Raw genomic sequence first — 17,193 nt, 5'->3', positions numbered from 1 at the left:
CTCAAAGCAAGCCAGTCGCCCGGGCCTCATCCTTGAGCGCATCGCGGAACTTGGGATGAGCCAAGCCGATCAAGGCCCGGGCCCGTTCGCTCACGGTCAGCCCCTTGAGGCACACACACCCATATTCCGTCACCACGTAGTGACTCTCCATGCGCGGATCAGTGACCGGCCCGGACAGGTCACAGACAATGCGCGACAAGGTGCCGTCCTTGGCGGTTGAATGCAAGGCGATGAAGGATTTGCCACCCTTGCTGGCATAGGCACCGCGAATGAAATCAAGCTGGCCGCCGGGGCCGGAGAATTCGACGCCGCCCAAGCTCTCGCTGTTGATCTGACCGGTGAGGTCGATCTCGATCGCCGAATTGACACTAATCATGGTGTCGTTCTTGCGGATGACCGAGGGGTTGTTCACCCACATGACCGGATAGCCCACGATGCTGGGGTTATCGTTCATGAACTCGTACATCGCCTTGTCCCCAAGGGCCAAGGTGAAGACGTGCTTATAGGGCATGACGTTCTTGCGCCGGCCATTGAGCACGCCCTTGCGAATCAGCTCCACCATGGGCGGGCTAAACAGCTCGGAGTGCAAGCCCATGTCGTTGTGGTTGGCCAGAAAGTTCATGACGGCGTTGGGAACCCCGCCAATGCCCATCTGCAAGGTGGCGCCATCGGGGATCTGATCGGCGATCATGCGACCGATCACCACGTCTTCGTCGGTGCCCTCCTTCTGCATCACTTCCATCAGGGGGGCTTCGTGTTCGACGATGGCATCCACATCGGCAACGTGCAGCAGGTTCTCGCCGAACACCCGGGGCATGTGAGGGTTCACCTCGACAATCACCCGTCGCGCCCGACGAACGACCGTGGCGCCGTAGTCCGAGTTGGTGCCCAGACTAAAAAAACCCGCCCGGTCCATGGGAGAAACCGTGAGCAAGAAAACATCGGGAGAAATGTGTTCAGTCAACAAGCGAGGCGCGTGGTGGAAGGTACAGGGCACATAGTGAACCCACCGCTTGCCAGCCTCATAGCCCTTCTTGGCCAGCGACCGGTCGTGGGCGCTCATGAACAGCGGGCAGGGCTGCACCACGTCCATGAGATCCGGCACCAACAAGGTCCGCACGGCCGCCTCGCTGGCGTGCATGTAGTAGACCCTGATATCGGTCAGGGAGCCGGAGCGGGCCCGGTCGGCCAAGGCCCCCATCAGCGCCGGGGGTTGCGACACCCCCATGGACAAGATCACATTGGTCCCACTGCGAATCGGCGCCACGGCGTCCGAGGGCCTCACCAGCTTGCGCTGATACTCGTCGTCGTATTGGGTCACGGGGGCGTCCTCCTGGCTGGAAGGCGGGCTGGCTGGAAGGCGGGGTCGGCTCTCTCACGGTAGCGAGATCCCGGGCCGCTGTGAACCGCCCTTTGCACCGCACCAAACCTCCCGCCTCCCCGCTGCGTCACCAGGAGCGAATATCCCCCACATCAACGTGAACAAAACCGCTTTTGGGGTAATACCCCACCCCACCGCCTTTCAGCGACAAGGCCGCGCCGCGCAGGTCACGCAAGGGGCGGTCTTCCACCGCGACATCCACGGCCATGCCCTCCATGTGCAAACTGTTGCGGGCGACCCCGGCGCTGCGCCGCCGCAACGAGGCGTTGGTCTCGGGAGAGCGATAGCCGCAAATGATCTGGAAGGGCCGCCCGGTCTCCAGGCGGCGCTGCAAAGCGTAGAGCAGGTCAAGCAAGGAGCGATCAATGCGATGCACTTCGCCGGAGCGATGGTCGCGCAACACGTGATCAAATTCCCGCAGTGTCTGGAAATCGTAGTRACCGTTAGCCCAGTAGACCCGGCGGATGCGCTCCCCGGTGTGAATGTTCTCAAGAGAAAGGGTCCTTTCGAAGGACCCTGTTTTGCTGGCAAAAGCGCTGGGGGAGTAGAGCGCCGCGGCGGCGCCGCCTAAAAGGCCCACAAAGCCGCGGCGGGTGACGGTGGAATGCGCGGATCGCTTCATTGACACGTCCCGTGCCTCCTTTCCAATCCAAGAGCGTCGTCGGAGTATCGGTTTTGCTGTTTTTGTACACAGGGGGTGCCCCTTGAGGCAACCCGGAAAAACGCCCGTCCCGGGCATTAGGGTGGGGATCATTCAGCCAAAAGGGTATTGGTTTCGCCTCCGAGCACCCGAAAACAGGCCTCTGGCAAGGTCCTGGAGGAAGGCTTGGAGGACGCAACCAACTCGGCCTCGGTCTTGGCCCGACCCAGCCATGGCGCCAAGGTCTCGGCGTCACAGCCATCCCCCTGCGGCACCGGCTTTCCCGGGCGACAGTCAGGAGAGTCGGCCGGACAGGTCAGGCGGACATGGACATGGCTGTCATGCCCCCACCACGGCCGCACCCGCCCCAAAACGGCGGTCATGCCGGGGCGAGAGGCCTGGGAGCGGCACAAAGCTTCCTTGAGCCGAGGGTGAACAAACAGGCGCTCGACCCGGGGATCAGCGGCCATGTGCATAATCAACCGCTCGACAGCAGGCGTGAAAACCCGGTGATCCACCCGCTGACCATCGGGAGTCAGAGCGGAACGCGCCTTGGGTGCCTGCCGCCACGCCGCCGACCACGGCGGCCCGCGATCGCCGGCGAACCATAGATCGGCGTCCAGGCCGTTCATGTGGCTCTGGTGCCCCCCGGGCATGGGTCCACCCCGGGGCTGCCCGGCATCCCCCAGCAACACCGGCCCGTCTCCTGTAGCCCGCCGCCACGCGGTGAGATCAGCCAGAAAGGCCGCGAGGGCCGGATGACCCCAGATCCGATTGCGCTGCGGCCGCAAGACCACCAGATCATCGCGCCCCGGCACCGCGACCGTCACCGCCCCTTGGACGCAGCCCTGGGCCGCGCCGCCAATGACCCGAGCCGGCCCCGCCGTGGGCTGCGTTACCTTGGACCACGCCAACGGATCAGCGCCCCACCCGGGACCACTGACCGCCAACACCGCTCCCAAAACCACCGCGCCCCAGACCGCCCGCCCGACGCGTTTTCCCCGGGGAATCGAGGGGTCTGGGGAGGCTGCGCCTCCCCGGCCTTTCTTTTTTACCCGAGCGCCGTGGTTCAGACTTCGTAAAAACTGGCTCACTAGAGCCCCACCGCCGCCCGATAAATGGCCAGCAGTTCCTCTTCTTCCGCCAAATCATGCTTGCTGCGCTTGCGCATGGAAATCAGCTTGCGCAAAATCTTGACATCGAAGCCGGACGACTTGGCCTCGGCGTACACTTCTTTGATGTCGTTGGCGATATTCGCCTTCTCTTCTTCCAGCCGCTCGATACGCGCCACGAAGGCCCGCAACTGATCGACAGCGACGCCATCGATATCCACGGGCCCCTGCCCGCTGGTCGGGGCCTCACCTTCTAGCACATCCATGCCCGGTCTCCCTTGCGATGCCGTTCCCGGATCGTTTGAAGCGCCGGACACTACCCCTCCCCACGCCGCACCGCAAGCCCGGGCTCGCGCCAACAAAAAGGGGATGGCCCGCAGGCCACCCCCTCTTGCCGGAAAACCGGAGACTGTCGTTGGATTAGAACGACAGAACCATGCCGGTGACGGCGCCAGCGCCAGAACGGTAGGTGTTGGCGGCGGTGTCGTCGTCCACGTTGCCGTAGAACACGTTGCCGACCACCTTCACGCCCGGGCCCATCTCGTAAGCGCCGCCCAGGATGTAGGAGGTGGCGGAGATGTTGGCGTCAGACTGAGCGTAGGTGAAGCTGACAGCGTAGGGGCCAGTGGCGTAGGAGGCGCCGGCTTCCCACACCGAACGCTCGGCGTTCTTGGTGTTGTCGCTGGTCAGGCCCATGTAGCTACCGCCAACCTCGAAGCCGGCGTAGGACACGGCCAAGCCGCCACGGTAGGCCCAGGACTCGTCCTTGGCCAGGTCGGTGATGAACGAGCCATCGGCCTTGAGGCCAACGCCACCGAAGGTGTTGTCGTAGGACACGGCGGCCTGGACTTCGTCGCGGAAGTATTCGCCGGTCGGAACGCTGGCGCCGCTACGGCTACCAATGCCCGGCTGGTTGGGCTTCGGCGCGTAGGACATGCCGGCGCTAAAGCCGTAGAAGGCCGGGGTGTAGTAGGAGACGCGCAGCGAGTCGTCATCCAAGGTGGTGTCGAGGCCGTAGTGAGCCCCGGAGTTGCCGTTGTTCAGCAGCCAGATCGAAATGGTGTCGTCGGGGGAGACTTCACCAACGTTCGGAGCGCGGAGGCCATCGGCGAACACGCCGTAGCGCTCACCGAGGACCAGCTTGCCGAAGGCGCCGGACACGTCGATGTGCTGCTCGTCAACGTTGCGGCCACCGTTTTCGTTGGCCTCGGACTCAAACTGGATCAGGGCGGAAACGGTCAGGCCGTTGTCCAGCTTGGTGGAGCCCTTCACGTACACTTCCGTGTCGGTGTCCATGCCGAAGCCGTCGCTGTTCTTGACGCCGCCGTCTTCGAAGGTGCCGAAGCCACCGAAGTAGACTTCCTGCTTGCCGCCCAGGGACAGCTTAATCTTGTCGGCAGCGGAAGCGCCGCCAGCAAGGAGACCAACGGCCACCAGGGTCGTCGTCCCGAAAAGAATCTTCTTCATCTGCCTATCCTCTTGATCAGACTTGCTAAAGGTACGAAACTAGAAATTTCCGTCGTTCAGCGCCGGTTCAAAGAGAGCCAGGGGGAGCTACCCCGTCCCCGATTCCCCTCCCCCGGGCAGAGAGACAGGAAGCGTGAACGGACCAGCACCCGGCGCGTTGTCCCGCGACGGTTCGGACCCGAGGTCAACCCCCGGCTCCGCAGGAAGGACCAGAGCCGCCGAAGCGGCCCTGGAAGAAGAAACCGGGGGAACGAGTGAGGCGCTGACCCCCGGCCTCTTCCAGACTTTTAGAACGCCAGAACCAGACCGGTCACGGCGCCGATACCGTCGCGGCTCCAATCTTTGGCGCCGCTACGCTCAACCGTGTTGTCGGCGTAGAACACATGGCCGATCACGTTGATGCCCGGGCCCATGGTGTAGGTGCCGCCCAGATTGTAGACGGTGCGCGAGGCGCCGGACTCGGCGTCGTTCTGGGCATAGGAGAAGCCCACGCCGTAAGGACCGGTGGCGTAGTGCAGACCCGCTTCCCAAATGGAGTATTCACCCGGGTTGGTCGCGGAACCGTTGGGAACGTCCTCGCCCGAGCGCCCCATGTAGCTGCCGCTCAGGGTGAAGCCAGCGTAGTTCACGCCCAGGCCACCGCGGTACAGCCACTCGTCGCCATCGTCCACCAGGGTCGAGAACGACCCGTCGGCGAACACCTTCACGCCGGAGAATTCCTTGTTCAGAGCCAGACCGACCTGGACTTCGTCGCGACCCGTCTCGCCGGTGGGAACGCCCGTGGCACCCGAGGCCGAGCCCGGGGTGGACAGGTTGGAACGGGTGATGTCGCGGTTCGGAGCGTAGGACACGCCGGCCTGAACGCCCCAGAACGCCGGGGTGACGTAGGTCACGCGCAGGGTGTCGTCAGCCGGACGGGTGTCCAGGGCCGCGAAGTAGTTGGCGGTGGAACCACCGGTGGAGGTCAGCGGGGTCTTCAGCCAATCGGCCGCATTCACCATCGAGAAGTAGCCGAGGTAGTCGTCGGCCAGGGGGGCGCGCACCGCGAAGCGGTCCATCACGCCTTCCTTCTCACCCAGTCGAAGGGCACCGAAGGCACCGGAGGCCTCAATCCACTGCTCGTCCACATTGCGGGCGCCGTTGCGGTTGGCTTCGGCTTCCATCTGGATCATCGCCTTGATGGCGATGCCGTTGTCGAGCTTGGTGCTGCCGGTCACGTACACCTCGGTGTCGGTGTCCATGCCGAGACCGTCGCCGTCCTTCACGTTGCCGTCATCGAAGGAGCCGATGCCGCCGAAGTAGACTTCCTGCTTGCCGCCCAACGACAAAGCGATCTTGTCAGCGGCGAAAGCGTTGCCCCCCACCAGGGTCAGGGCAACCAGAGCCGTCGTCCCAGCCAAAATCTTTTTCATAACCGTGTCCTCTTCACCAGTTCCGGAGCTTGGCGCTTTTTTATCGCCAACGCCCATCTCAAGGCCCACGGCGAGTTAGCCACCAATCCCCCTCCCCGGTCAATCGAGCCCTGAGCCTGGGCGTGTCATTCGGCAAACACTGTTGCACAAGAACCACAGCCCTGGTGCGGCTCGGCTTTTTCCGCCCGGCGCCCCTCGGAGTCGCATCCATTTCCCCTCGGTCAGACACGCCTTGGCCTTTGTGTCCTTCGCAAGGGGATGGGCGCCTGCCTGTCCTTCTGCCTTCGCCGCCCCCGCAAGGCCCCGTTCCCCGGGCCTTGCCAAGCAGGACATCCGGGTGTACACCCGCTCTCCCGCCGCCGGACATCCGGCGGCGCGGTCGGTGCTGGCACCCCTGGAGGCCGGGCCGAATCCTTTTTAGCTCCGTTGGAGAGTAAGATAATGACCGATATCGGAACCCTTGCCGTCAAGGGTCGCGACCGGGCCGGTAAGGGGGCAGCCCGCGCCACGCGTAGAGAAGGCCTGATCCCGGGCGTGATCTATGGTGGCCGGCAGGCGCCTGCGCTGGTCGCGATCGACCCGCGCGTTGTTCTTGGCGAAATGAAGCGCGCCGGCTTTTCCACCCGCCTGTTCGACATCCTCGTGGATGGCGAGAGCGCGGGCCGCGTGATGATCCACGACGTGCAGATGCACCCGGTGACCGACATGCCCATCCACGCCGACTTCCTGCGCGTGGATGCCGAAACCGAGGTCACCGTCGAGGTGCCCGTCCACTTCATCAATGAAACCCGTTCGCCCGGCCTCAAGCGCGGCGGCGTTTTGAATATCGTGCGCCACGAGGTGGAAGTGGTGGGCAAGCCCGACCTGCTGCCCGCCGCCCTTGAGGTGGACCTGACCGGCCTGGAGATCAGCGACTCGGTGCACATCAGCGCCGTCGCCATTCCGGCCGGCGTGCGCCCGACCATCACCGAGCGCGACTTCACCCTGTGCACCATCGCCGCGCCGTCGGTCCTCAAGGCCGACAGCGAGACGACCGAGGCCTAACCCCTCGACGACGCGGGGGCTCCTAAAGCGTCCGCGTCTTGGGTCCCTGAGGAACCGAGGGGTCCGGGGAGGCCTCGCCTCCCCGGCCTTGCGTTTTCCCTCGCAAACAGAGCCAAAGACATGAAACTGGTTGTGGGTCTTGGCAATCCCGGCCCGCGCTACAGCGCAAACCGCCACAACATCGGGGCGATGGCTGTGGACCGCGTGGCCCGCCGCCTGGGCCTGGGGCCGTTTCGCAGCAAGTTTCAAGGCCGGATCGCCGAGGGCAGCCTGGAAGGTCAGCGCGCCTTGCTGCTGTTGCCCGAGACCTACATGAACCTCTCGGGCCAATCGGTCGCCGAGGCCGTGCGCTTTCACAAGATCGCGCTGGCCGACGTGGTGGTGCTGCACGATGATCTCGATCTGGCGCCCGGAAAAGTCAAGATCAAGCAAGGCGGGGGGCACGGCGGCCATAATGGCTTGCGCAATATCGACGCCCACCTGGGTCCCGAGTACTGGCGCATCCGCCTGGGCGTTGGCCACCCTGGCCATAAGGACAAGGTGAGCGACTACGTTCTCTCGGACTTTGCCAAAGCCGAGCAGGTCTGGCTGGATCCCTTGCTTGATGCGGTGGCCGATACCTTGGCGCTGGTCCTACAAGGCCGGGCGTCGGACGCTATGAGCAAGATCGCTGCGACCTTGACACCGCCCCGTCCCCATCCCCCCAAGCCGGCCGAGCCTGCCCAGGCCCCGCGCCGCGCTGCCCCGCTGGCCCCTGGGGCCTCTTCTCCTCCCGACACGGGTCTGGCGGCCGCCCTGGCCCGGGCCCTCGACTCCAAGAACCAGAAAGGGACCGGCTGACCCATGGGTTTCCAATGCGGTATCGTGGGACTGCCCAACGTGGGCAAGTCCACTTTGTTCAACGCCCTGACCTCAACGGCTGCCGCCCAGGCCGCTAACTTTCCGTTTTGCACCATCGAGCCCAACGTGGGCCGGGTGGCGGTGCCGGATCCCCGGCTGGAGCGCTTGGTCCAGGTGGGCAAAAGCGCCAGCATGGTGCCGACCCAGTTGGAGTTCGTGGACATCGCCGGCTTGGTCCGGGGCGCCAGCAAGGGCGAAGGACTGGGTAACCAGTTTTTGGCCAACATCCGCGAGGTCGATGCCATCGTCCACGTGCTGCGCTGTTTTGAAGACGACGACATCACCCACGTCGATGGCGCCGTTGACCCCTTGCGCGATGCCGAGACGGTCGAGACCGAGCTGATGCTGGCCGACCTCGACAGCCTGGAAAAGCGCGTGGTCGCCACCGCCAAAAAGGCCAAGGGCGGCGACGCCGACTCCAAGGCCTTCCTGGCGGTGATGGAGCCGGCCCTGGAGGCCCTGCGCGCCGGCCAGCCGGCCCGGGTCGCCACGCCGACCGAGCCCGAGGCGCTGCGCTTGTTCCGCCAGTTGCAGCTTTTGACCTCCAAGCCGGTGTTGTATGTTTGCAACGTCGAGGAAAGCGCAGCGGCCACAGGCAACGCGTTGTCGCAGAAGGTGGCCGAAAAGGCGCAGGCCGAGGGCGCCGTCTCTGTGGTGATCAGTGCCGCCATCGAGTCCGAGGTGGCCCAGCTTGACGACCCGGCGGACAAGGCCGAGTTTCTGACCAGCCTAGGGCTGGAGGAAACTGGGCTGTCCCGGGTGATTCGCGCCGGCTACGAGTTGCTCAACCTCCTCACCTTCTTTACCTGCGGCCCCAAGGAGGCCCGGGCCTGGACGGTGATGAAGGGCTCGCGCGCCCCGCAGGCGGCCGGGGTGATCCACTCCGACTTCGAGCGCGGCTTCATCCGTGCCGAGACCATTGCCTATGAGGATTACATCGCCTTCGGCGGCGAGGCGGGGGCCCGCGAGGCCGGCCGTCTGCGCTCGGAAGGCAAGGAATATGTGGTGCGGGACGGCGATGTGCTGCTGTTTCGCTTCAATGTTTGAGTGAGAAAGGCCTCCGATGAGCAAGAGTGACATCAAGAAGGTGGTGCTGGCCTATTCCGGCGGCCTCGACACCTCGATCATCCTGCGCTGGCTGCGCGACGCCTACGACTGCGAGGTGGTGACCTTCACCGCCGATATCGGCCAGGGCGAGGAGTTGGAGCCGGCCCGCGAGAAGGCCCGGTTGATGGGGATCAAGGAGATCTACATCGACGACCTGCGCGAGGAGTTCGTGCGGGACTTCGTGTTCCCCATGTTCCGCGCCAACACCTTGTACGAGGGCACCTACCTCCTGGGCACCTCGATCGCCCGGCCGCTGATCGCCAAGCGCCTGATCGAGATCGCCAACGAGACCGGCGCCGACGCCATTGCCCACGGCGCTACCGGCAAGGGCAACGATCAGGTCCGCTTTGAACTGACGGCCTATGCCCTCAAGCCCGACATCAAGGTCATCGCCCCCTGGCGCGAATGGGACCTGACCAGCCGCACCAAGTTGATCGACTATGCCCTCCAGCACCAGATCCCCGTGCCCAAGGACAAGCACGGCGAGGCGCCCTATTCCATGGACGCCAACCTGCTGCACATCTCCTATGAGGGCAAGGCGCTGGAAGATCCGTGGGTGGCTCCCTCGGAGGACATGTTCCGCCTGACCGTCAGCCCCGAGTCGGCGCCCGATACCCCGGAAATCATCGAGATCGACTACGAGGCAGGCAACCCGGTCGCCGTCAACGGCGAGCGCCTGAGCCCGGCCGCCCTCCTGACCAAGCTTAACGAGCTGGGCGGGCGTCATGGCATCGGCCGCCTCGATCTCGTTGAAAACCGCTTCGTCGGCATGAAGAGCCGGGGCGTTTATGAAACCCCGGGCGGCACCATCATGCTGGCCGCCCACCGGGCGGTGGAAAGCCTGACCCTGGATCGGGAAGCCCAGGCCCTGCGCGACGACATCATGCCGCGCTATGCCCGCCTGATCTACAACGGCTTCTGGTTTGCCCCCGAGCGCGAGATGCTCCAGGCCCTGATCGACCAGAGCCAGGAGCGCGTAACCGGCACGGCCCGCCTTAAGCTCTACAAGGGCAACGTGACCACCATCGGCCGCAAGGCACCGCGCCCGCTGTACCGCATGGACTACGTGACCTTCGAGGAAGACGCTGTCTACAACCAGAAGGACGCGGAAGGCTTCATCAAGCTCAATGCCCTGCGCCTGCGCCTGGGCGCCATGGCCCGCAACGGATGAGCCCGCGTGCTCGGGGGCTTCGGCCCCCGACTCTGGCCGGTGTGGTGCTGCTGGGCCTGGTGCTGGCCAGTTGCGCCAGCCGCCCCGATCCCGAGGCTGGCCTGACCCCGACCGAGCCCTGGCTGACCGGCCCGCCGGAGCCCATGCAGGTGATCGGTCCCGAGTTGAGCCGGCTGTTGCTGGCCGTACCGCCCGACCACAATCGGGGTCTGCGCTATACCGCCTTGCCGGCCCGGGGCGTGTTTGTGCAAAAGCTCGACGATGGCGCCATCCTCTATGCCCGCTACGTCGAGACCGCCCACCTTCCGACCCGAGTCGAACCGCCCGCCCTGGCCGACAGCCTGTATCGCCGCCCCTTGGCCCAACGCACCGGGATCCCGGACAAGCAGGTCCAAAAGAGCGCGGCCGAGCTGCCCTTTGGCACCGCCCACCTTCTCGAAGCGCGTGGCGCCAAGGTCGGCTGCGTCGCCTTTTTCGCCCCCTTGCGTGTGGGCAAAGACGCCCCCCCCGGCACCTGGGACGCCACCTTGCGCGGCGCGTGGTGCCAGCCCCCCACCATCGACGTGCGCGCCGCCCTCATTACCCTCCTCCGCTCCCTGGTCTTGCGCGAATAACTCTAGGAACCGAGGGGTCTGGGGAGGCCCGCCTCCCCAGTCTTTCTCTCCTCTGTCTCCCTCCTTTTACCCGCTAGAACCATTCCAAGGATGGAGATTTCTGACAAAAGAGTGTACACCTTGGACTGAAGCGCTTCCCTTCCCCCTCGCCTTCTCAAGAAAGGTTAGATCGATGAGGTATGCTGCTCTGTCCACCGCGATGATCCTGGGCCTCCTCTGTGCCGCCGGCCCCGCCGCCGCTGGCGCGGACGATGCCAAATGGATCTCCCAATGCCTCCAGGATAATGCGAGCGCCAACGTCCCCGTCGAAACCATCACCAAATATTGTTCGTGTATGAACAGCAAGATGGACGATAACGAAACCCAAAGCATTACCCAGTGGGAAAAGACCCACCCTGCCGAACAAAAAGAATGTGACGCCGTCGCTGGCTGGAAATAGGGCTTTGCCGTTTGCCTCCTGGGCGCTTCGAGGGAAACGGCCCCCCCTTCTTTCTGCCCAATGGGACCGAGGGGTCTGGGGAGGCCGCGCCTCCCCAGCCTTCCTCTTTTTCCGTGCCCGACCACCGGCGTCCACGTTTCCCTCTGGCCTTTGAAGCGTGGCTTGGGTAAACCCCGCCCTCGCCTTTTCGTAGGGAGACTCTGCCCGTGCGTCGTTCCATTGCCCAGATCATCGCCGACGATCTTGGGGTCCGCGAGGCCCAGGTTGCCGCCACCATTGAGTTGCTCGACGGCAACGCCACCGTTCCCTTCATCGCCCGCTACCGCAAAGAAGCGACCGGCGGCCTGGACGATACCCAGCTGCGAACCCTGGAAGAACGCCTCTCCTACTTGCGCGAGATGGAAGACCGGCGCAAAACCATCCTGACGTCGATCGAAGAGCAAGGAAAGCTCACCGACGACCTGCGCGCCCAGATTGAGACCGCCGACACCAAGGCCCGCCTGGAAGACCTGTACCTCCCCTATCGCCCCAAGCGCCGCACCAAGGCGATGATCGCCCGCGAGCAAGGCCTGGAGCCGCTGGCCGATACCCTCCTCACCGATCCCCGCCAGTCCCCCGAGGCCACCGCCCAGGGCTTTGTCGATGCCGACAAGGGGGTGGCCGACGTCAAGGCTGCCCTGGACGGCGCCCGGCAGATTCTGATGGAGCGCTTTGCCGAGGATGCCAGCTTGGTGGGGGCGTTGCGCGAGCGGGTGTGGACCGAGGCCCGCCTCAAGTCGCGCGTCGTCGAGGGCAAGGAAAAAGAGGGAGCCAAGTTCTCGGATTACTTCGATTGGTCCGAGCCCCTGCACAAGATTCCCTCGCACCGCGCCATGGCCTTGTTCCGTGGCCGCAAGGAAGAAGTTCTGACCCTGACGGTGTCGATTGACGAGGCGGACGGCGGACCGGGCCGCGCCGCCTTCGAGAGCGCCGTGGCCCACCGTTTTGGCATCAGCGACACCGGCCGCCCGGCCGACGCTTGGCTCATCGAGACAGCCCGCTGGACGTGGCGGGTCAAGATGGCCCTGCATATCGAGCTTGACCTGATGGGCCGCCTGTTCGAGCGGGCCGAGGAAGAGGCGATCACGGTGTTCGCCCGCAATCTACGCGATCTCCTGCTGGCCGCGCCGGCCGGCATGCGCCCGACCCTGGCCCTCGACCCCGGCTACCGTACCGGCGTCAAGGTGGCGGCGATGGACGCCACGGGCAAGGTCCTGGCAACCGGGGCCTTGTATCCCCACGAGCCCAAGCGTCAGTGGGATCAGAGCATCGCCGCCCTGGCCCAGTTGTGCCGGGCCCACAAGATCGAGTTGATCGCCATTGGCAACGGCACCGCCAGCCGCGAGACCGACCGCTTGGCGGCCGACCTAATCAAGCGCCATCCCGATCTGGGCGTGGTCAAGGTGGTGGTGTCCGAGGCGGGCGCGTCGGTTTACTCGGCTTCCGAACTGGCGGCCCGGGAATACCCGGAGTTGGACGTGACCCTGCGCGGCGCCGTGTCCATCGGCCAGCGGCTGCAAGACCCCCTGGCCGCCCTGGTCAAGATCGAGCCCAAGAGCATCGGCGTTGGGCAGTATCAGCACGACGTCAGCCAGAGCAAGCTGGCCCGCGCCCTGGACGGCGTGGTCGAGGACGCGGTGAACGCGGTGGGTGTCGAGGTGAATACGGCCTCGGTTCCCTTGCTGGCCCGGGTGTCGGGCCTGAGCGAGAGCTTGGCGCGCAACATTGTCGCGTGGCGTGATGCCAACGGCCCCTTCCGGCGCCGGGCTCAGTTGCGCGAGGTGTCGCGCCTGGGGCCCAAGGCGTTCGAGCAGGCGGCCGGCTTCTTGCGCATTCAAGACGGCGAGGATCCCCTGGATCGCTCCGGGGTGCACCCCGATGCCTACCCGGTGGTGCGTCGGATCCTGGCCGCCACCAAGACGACGATTCATGAGCTGATCGGCAACACCGCCCTGGTGCGCAGCCTGGATCCCGAGCGCTTCACCGACGAGACCTTCGGCGTGCCCACCGTGCGCGATATCTTGAAGGAACTGGAAAAGCCCGGCCGCGACCCCCGTCCGGCCTTCCAGGTGGCGGCGTTCAAGGACGGGGTCGAGACCCTGGAGGATCTGAGGCCCGGGATGATCCTGGAGGGCGTGGTTTCCAACGTGGCGGCGTTTGGCGCCTTCGTGGACATTGGCGTCCACCAAGATGGCCTGGTGCACGTCTCGGCCCTCTCGGAGCGCTTCGTCAAGGACCCGCGCGAGGTGGTCAAGCCCGGCGATATCGTCAAGGTCAAGGTGATGGAGGTCGATCTGCCACGCAAGCGCGTTGGCTTGTCGATGCGTCTGTCGGATGAACCGGGTCAGGATCGGAGCAAGATGGCCCGTGATACTGCTCCGGTTGCCAAGAATGCCGCCAAGAGGGGGGCAAGCCGGAGGCATCCAGTGCGGGGAATGCGTTGGCCGAGGCGTTTGCGCGGGCGCGGAAAAACTAACAAAGGTAAGGCTGGGGAGGCGGGCCTCCCCAGACCCCTCTTCCACAAAGAGGGGGAAGTTAGGAGGCGACGGTTAGGGCAGCGCCGTCGATTTTTTCCAGGCGCTTGTTGGCCGAGGAGTCGGCGACCACGACTTCGGCCGGCACCGGCAAGCGGCGGCAATGGCCTTCCATGTAGGCGCCGGGTTCGATGGCGAGGCTTTCATGGACGATGTCGCCGGTCATGCGGGCGGTCGAGGCCAGGAACACCGACTTGGCATTGACCTGCCCGTTGACCGAGCCGTGCATGCGCAGCCGCTCGGCCCGGATCTCGCCGGTCACGGAGCCGGAAATGCCGATAATCAGGGTGACACAGCGAATGTCCCCCTCCACCCGGCCATCAATCTGGATTTCGCCGGCGCTGGCAAGATCGCCAGTAATGGTAAGATCGGCGCTGATAATGGAGGGCACGCTGCGATCCCCCGCAGCATCCGCCTTGGCATTTTTTCCGTTCTCCGCCGCCTGCCTGTTAGCCTTTGAGAACATTGATCCCCGCTTTCATGAAGTCCACCGGATCGAACGGCTTGCCGTTGACTCGGATTTCGTAATGGAGGTGAGGCCCGGTGCTGCGGCCACTATTACCAACCGTGCCGATAACCTCGCCCCGTTTGACGGACTGCCCCAGAACGACACCAAAAGAATTCAGGTGGGCATAGCGGGTCGAAATCCCCATGCCATGATCAACTTCAATCACACGACCATACCGCCCGCGCCATCCGGCGTAAACCACCTTTCCGGGCGCGGTGACTTTGATGGGTGTTCCAGGCGGCGCCCCCATGTCGGCCCCCTCGTGTAGCGAGAGAAGACCGTTCATCGGGTCGGGCCGCACGCCAAAAATCGACGTGATGTCATAATCGGGGGGCGAACGGGCGGGTCAGCGGCAAGCTAAGGACCACCGCGCGCAACCGCGCCCATTGGTCAAGGTGATCACTCAGCCGGGCCTCGGCGGCAGAAGCAGCCCCCGGCGCAACAGGCAAGAACGGCCCCCCTTGCCCCCCAGACCCCGCCCCGGAGCCCCGCGCCTGCGACATCAGGGGATCCACCTTGAGGCCGGTCTTTTCCAAGGTCGTGCGGATCTCGCCAATACGGCCTTCGGCAACGTCGGCAAACTGCTCGACAAGGCCCTGCTGCACGCCTTCCATGGCCCGCACATGGTCTTCCAGGCTGGCGATCCGCCCGTGCAGCTCCCGGGTCTCGGTTTGCGCCAAATCGCGCTGGAGCACCACCTTGCGCAGTTCCACTTCCAGGCCGTCAAACTCACTGAGCAAAAGACGGGCTTGGGACAGGTCTTGCAGACCCTGGTCCAAGGTCGCCAACCGCGCCACCAAGGTTTGCTGCTCGCGGTCGAAGCGGCGCTGCTCCTCGTCCAAGCCCGCCTCGCTGTCGCGCCCGGTCCCGGCGGCCAAGTGAGCCGGGGCAGCGGGCGACGCGGCCTCCACCAACGTGCGAAACTGGGCGCGATTGGCCTCCAAGGCCCGGGTAATGTCGGCCACATTGCCCTTGTAAACACTGACCTCGGCCAGCAGATCCTTATAGGCCTGATTGGCATCGGCGATCCGCGCCTCCCGGGCGCCAAGAACCGCGTCCATGCGCACCAAGGCAATCGCGCTGGAGGTCAGCACGCCAAAAACGGCCAGCCCAGCCAAGCCCATGCCAATCTGGTGCGCGCTGGTCAAGGTGATGCCGCGCGTGCCATGGATCGAGCGCACCAGGAAATGCCGCTCGGGCACCCAGCGGCGCACCCGGCGACGCCATGCGGAGAGGGCTCGTTCCTGGGGGTCAAACTCCGACATACGCTCACCCTTCTTGTCGCTCTTGCTCCCCCACAGGAAAGCCCGGCCGCGAAGGTTAGATGCCGCCGAGTGCTTGTCTTAAAATTCGCGGGGCACGGACACAAGCAAAAATCAGCTATTCCGGGTGGAACCGCGTGCGAGATCACCTGCCAAGGGACAGTCCCCCAGACCAGGCCCTCCCAGCGCACACCCCTCCCTCTCGCTTTCGGGTCTCGTTCTTTCAAGCGCCGTGCGCTACATCGGGGGCCGGAACAAGAGGCCTCCCCCCCCCTCTCGCCCAAGGCCCAGACCATGCCCCCTCTGCCCTCCCGCCCCATCTGGCTGCTCACCACATGGTTCGGCGCCGGCCTCAGCCCCAAGGCCCCCGGCACCATGGGCAGCCTCGCCGCCCTGCCCTTCGCCTGGATCATCACCTGGGCCACCGGCCCCTGGGGCCTGTTCATCGCCGCCGTCCTCATCACCCTCGTCGGCATCTGGGCCAGCGAGCGCCACGTCCAGGCCACCGGCGAAGCCGACCCCGGCCGCATCGTCATCGACGAAGTCGCCGGCCAGTGGTTTACCCTGGTGCCCGCCCCCCTCGATCCCCTAAGCTATCTCGTCGGCTTCGGCTTGTTCCGCCTGTTTGATATCACCAAGCCTTGGCCCGTCAGCTTTTTTGACCGCAAGCTCTCAGGCGGACTGGGAATCATGCTGGACGACGTGGCAGCAGCGGTCTATGCCTCGGCGATCCTCGCCTTGCTTCACGCCCTGGTCCCCGCCTGACCCGGCATTCCTCTGACCGAGCGCTGCCCATGCCCCCCCTGCCCGCCCCCTTCCCCCGCGACTTCCTCGATCAGGCCGACGCCGTCCTCACCGCCCTGCGCGGCGCCGGCCTCATGCTCGCCACCGCCGAATCATGCACCGGCGGCATGATCAGCGCCGCCCTCACCGCCATCCCCGGCGCCAGCGCCGTGCTCGATCGAGGCTTTGTCACCTACTCCAACGCCGCCAAAATGCGCATGCTCGGCGTCCCCGAAGCCCTCCTCGCCACCCACGGCGCCGTCAGCGCCGAAGTCGCCCGCGCCATGGCCGAAGGCGCCCTGCGCGAATCCGACGCCGGCCTCGCCCTCGCCGTCACTGGCATCGCCGGCCCCGATGGCGGATCCGCCGAAAAACCCGTCGGCCTCGTGTTCATGGCCTGCGCCCTCAGCGACGGCCCCGTCACCGTCCGCCGCCAAGTCTTCGCCGGCAACCGCCACGACATCCGCCACGCCACCGTCAACGCCGCGTTCGAAATGGTTCTGCGGTCGTTGGAGGGGGTGTCGGCGCTTTAGGGGAAGGGGAAGGGAGAGGGAGGAAGGGGAAGGCAAGGCTGGGGAGGCGGGCCTCATTTCGGTCGGGCTACGCCCTCCCTCCATGAGGCCGCCAGGGGCAAAACCAAGCGGAAACCGGCAGGTGATCCACTTATAATCCGCAGAACCCCACCAGACAATCCCGACTAGATCTCTGGAAATAGGGAAAATCGGAGCGAAGAATTTTCTCGGTTAGGTGAACAAGAAAATTCGAATACTTTCCAAGAGA

General features: G+C 65.1%; 17 protein-coding genes and 1 pseudogene. 9 read left to right on the top strand and 9 right to left on the bottom strand.

The genetic code is table 11. The annotated features are described in order from the left end of the window. Position 1: 1 nt before the first annotated feature. The 6 genes from RSPPHO_RS15695 to RSPPHO_RS15670 all read right to left on the bottom strand — a co-directional run bounded on the left by RSPPHO_RS15695 (position 2) and on the right by RSPPHO_RS15670 (position 6,012). On the bottom strand, positions 2-1,321 hold the full coding sequence (locus RSPPHO_RS15695) for an acetyl-CoA hydrolase/transferase family protein (RefSeq protein WP_014416189.1): 1,320 nt from the start codon (positions 1,319-1,321) through the stop codon (positions 2-4). 127 nt (positions 1,322-1,448) lie between these two features. Next, complete coding sequence (gene mepK / locus RSPPHO_RS15690) at positions 1,449-2,003, bottom strand: peptidoglycan L,D-endopeptidase MepK (protein WP_041795912.1); 555 nt, start codon at positions 2,001-2,003, stop codon at positions 1,449-1,451. Between the two features lie 128 nt (positions 2,004-2,131). Then, positions 2,132-2,989: a penicillin-insensitive murein endopeptidase gene (locus tag RSPPHO_RS15685; RefSeq protein WP_051013945.1), complete on the bottom strand. Its 858-nt coding sequence runs from the start codon at positions 2,987-2,989 to the stop codon at positions 2,132-2,134. A gap of 125 nt (positions 2,990-3,114) precedes the next feature. Then, complete coding sequence (locus RSPPHO_RS15680; RefSeq protein ID WP_041795910.1) at positions 3,115-3,399, bottom strand: DUF2312 domain-containing protein; 285 nt, start codon at positions 3,397-3,399, stop codon at positions 3,115-3,117. Positions 3,400-3,553: 154 nt separating this feature from the next. Continuing rightward, on the bottom strand, positions 3,554-4,600 hold the full coding sequence (locus RSPPHO_RS15675; RefSeq protein WP_014416186.1) for a porin: 1,047 nt from the start codon (positions 4,598-4,600) through the stop codon (positions 3,554-3,556). A gap of 287 nt (positions 4,601-4,887) precedes the next feature. Further along, on the bottom strand, positions 4,888-6,012 hold the full coding sequence (locus tag RSPPHO_RS15670) for a porin (RefSeq protein WP_041795908.1): 1,125 nt from the start codon (positions 6,010-6,012) through the stop codon (positions 4,888-4,890). Between the two features lie 441 nt (positions 6,013-6,453). Between RSPPHO_RS15670 and RSPPHO_RS15665 the strand changes: the two genes are divergently transcribed. The 7 genes from RSPPHO_RS15665 (at position 6,454) to RSPPHO_RS15635 (ending at position 14,064) form a co-directional block, all read left to right on the top strand. Further along, complete coding sequence (locus RSPPHO_RS15665; RefSeq protein ID WP_041795906.1) at positions 6,454-7,056, top strand: 50S ribosomal protein L25/general stress protein Ctc; 603 nt, start codon at positions 6,454-6,456, stop codon at positions 7,054-7,056. Between the two features lie 120 nt (positions 7,057-7,176). Further along, the gene (pth, locus tag RSPPHO_RS15660) at positions 7,177-7,896 is read left to right on the top strand and encodes an aminoacyl-tRNA hydrolase (protein WP_014416183.1); all 720 of its coding nucleotides are present in this window, start codon (positions 7,177-7,179) and stop codon (positions 7,894-7,896) included. A 3-nt stretch (positions 7,897-7,899) separates the two neighbouring features. After that, positions 7,900-9,003: a redox-regulated ATPase YchF gene (ychF, locus tag RSPPHO_RS15655; protein ID WP_014416182.1), complete on the top strand. Its 1,104-nt coding sequence runs from the start codon at positions 7,900-7,902 to the stop codon at positions 9,001-9,003. Between the two features lie 16 nt (positions 9,004-9,019). Further along, positions 9,020-10,234, top strand: a complete 1,215-nt coding sequence (locus tag RSPPHO_RS15650) for an argininosuccinate synthase (protein WP_014416181.1) — start codon at positions 9,020-9,022, stop codon at positions 10,232-10,234. Next, complete coding sequence (locus RSPPHO_RS15645) at positions 10,231-10,848, top strand: hypothetical protein (protein ID WP_014416180.1); 618 nt, start codon at positions 10,231-10,233, stop codon at positions 10,846-10,848. The genes RSPPHO_RS15650 and RSPPHO_RS15645 overlap by 4 nt, the downstream gene beginning before the upstream one ends. A 172-nt stretch (positions 10,849-11,020) precedes the next feature. Next, on the top strand, positions 11,021-11,287 hold the full coding sequence (locus tag RSPPHO_RS15640) for a hypothetical protein (RefSeq protein WP_041795900.1): 267 nt from the start codon (positions 11,021-11,023) through the stop codon (positions 11,285-11,287). Between the two features lie 206 nt (positions 11,288-11,493). Beyond that, positions 11,494-14,064, top strand: coding sequence for a Tex family protein (locus tag RSPPHO_RS15635; RefSeq protein WP_014416179.1), 2,571 nt, complete (start codon positions 11,494-11,496; stop codon positions 14,062-14,064). Here the strand turns inward: RSPPHO_RS15635 and RSPPHO_RS21775 are convergent. The 3 genes and pseudogenes from RSPPHO_RS21775 to RSPPHO_RS15630 all read right to left on the bottom strand — a co-directional run. Next, positions 14,021-14,326, bottom strand: a pseudogene (locus RSPPHO_RS21775) (bactofilin family protein); the annotation flags it as partial. The gene RSPPHO_RS15635 and the pseudogene RSPPHO_RS21775 overlap by 44 nt on opposite strands. Further along, positions 14,310-14,654 carry a M23 family metallopeptidase gene (locus RSPPHO_RS21340; RefSeq protein ID WP_242390523.1) on the bottom strand — a complete coding sequence of 115 codons (345 nt, stop codon included), beginning with the start codon at positions 14,652-14,654 and terminating at the stop codon, positions 14,310-14,312. The pseudogene RSPPHO_RS21775 and the gene RSPPHO_RS21340, both read right to left, overlap by 17 nt. Positions 14,655-14,688: 34 nt before the next feature. Further along, the gene (locus RSPPHO_RS15630; RefSeq protein ID WP_014416176.1) at positions 14,689-15,633 is read right to left on the bottom strand and encodes a DUF5930 domain-containing protein; all 945 of its coding nucleotides are present in this window, start codon (positions 15,631-15,633) and stop codon (positions 14,689-14,691) included. 291 nt (positions 15,634-15,924) lie between these two features. Between RSPPHO_RS15630 and RSPPHO_RS15625 the strand changes: the two genes are divergently transcribed. After that, positions 15,925-16,395, top strand: coding sequence for a phosphatidylglycerophosphatase A family protein (locus RSPPHO_RS15625; RefSeq protein ID WP_041795899.1), 471 nt, complete (start codon positions 15,925-15,927; stop codon positions 16,393-16,395). Between the two features lie 29 nt (positions 16,396-16,424). Next, positions 16,425-16,946, top strand: a complete 522-nt coding sequence (locus RSPPHO_RS15620; protein ID WP_014416174.1) for a CinA family protein — start codon at positions 16,425-16,427, stop codon at positions 16,944-16,946. The last annotated feature ends 247 nt before the right edge of the window (positions 16,947-17,193 follow it).

This window comes from Pararhodospirillum photometricum DSM 122, assembly GCF_000284415.1.
Taxonomy (GTDB): Bacteria; Pseudomonadota; Alphaproteobacteria; order Rhodospirillales; family Rhodospirillaceae; genus Pararhodospirillum; species Pararhodospirillum photometricum.
The sequence above is the reverse complement of the archived record's forward strand: the minus strand, read 5'-3'. Positions and strand labels throughout refer to the sequence as shown.

What these genes read in the sequence shown, in the direction of transcription:
- ychF (WP_014416182.1), top strand. Translation starts at nt 7,900, where the DNA reads ATGGGTTTCCAATGCGGTATCGTGGGACTGCCCAACGTGGGCAAGTCC.
- RSPPHO_RS15670 (WP_041795908.1), bottom strand. Translation starts at nt 6,012, where the DNA reads ATGAAAAAGATTTTGGCTGGGACGACGGCTCTGGTTGCCCTGACCCTG.
- RSPPHO_RS15625 (WP_041795899.1), top strand. Translation starts at nt 15,925, where the DNA reads ATGCCCCCTCTGCCCTCCCGCCCCATCTGGCTGCTCACCACATGGTTC.
- RSPPHO_RS15680 (WP_041795910.1), bottom strand. Translation starts at nt 3,399, where the DNA reads ATGGATGTGCTAGAAGGTGAGGCCCCGACCAGCGGGCAGGGGCCCGTG.
- RSPPHO_RS15645 (WP_014416180.1), top strand. Translation starts at nt 10,231, where the DNA reads ATGAGCCCGCGTGCTCGGGGGCTTCGGCCCCCGACTCTGGCCGGTGTG.
- RSPPHO_RS15630 (WP_014416176.1), bottom strand. Translation starts at nt 15,633, where the DNA reads ATGTCGGAGTTTGACCCCCAGGAACGAGCCCTCTCCGCATGGCGTCGC.
- RSPPHO_RS15640 (WP_041795900.1), top strand. Translation starts at nt 11,021, where the DNA reads ATGAGGTATGCTGCTCTGTCCACCGCGATGATCCTGGGCCTCCTCTGT.
- RSPPHO_RS21340 (WP_242390523.1), bottom strand. Translation starts at nt 14,654, where the DNA reads ATGAACGGTCTTCTCTCGCTACACGAGGGGGCCGACATGGGGGCGCCG.
- RSPPHO_RS15620 (WP_014416174.1), top strand. Translation starts at nt 16,425, where the DNA reads ATGCCCCCCCTGCCCGCCCCCTTCCCCCGCGACTTCCTCGATCAGGCC.
- RSPPHO_RS15665 (WP_041795906.1), top strand. Translation starts at nt 6,454, where the DNA reads ATGACCGATATCGGAACCCTTGCCGTCAAGGGTCGCGACCGGGCCGGT.
- RSPPHO_RS15675 (WP_014416186.1), bottom strand. Translation starts at nt 4,600, where the DNA reads ATGAAGAAGATTCTTTTCGGGACGACGACCCTGGTGGCCGTTGGTCTC.
- RSPPHO_RS15650 (WP_014416181.1), top strand. Translation starts at nt 9,020, where the DNA reads ATGAGCAAGAGTGACATCAAGAAGGTGGTGCTGGCCTATTCCGGCGGC.
- pth (WP_014416183.1), top strand. Translation starts at nt 7,177, where the DNA reads ATGAAACTGGTTGTGGGTCTTGGCAATCCCGGCCCGCGCTACAGCGCA.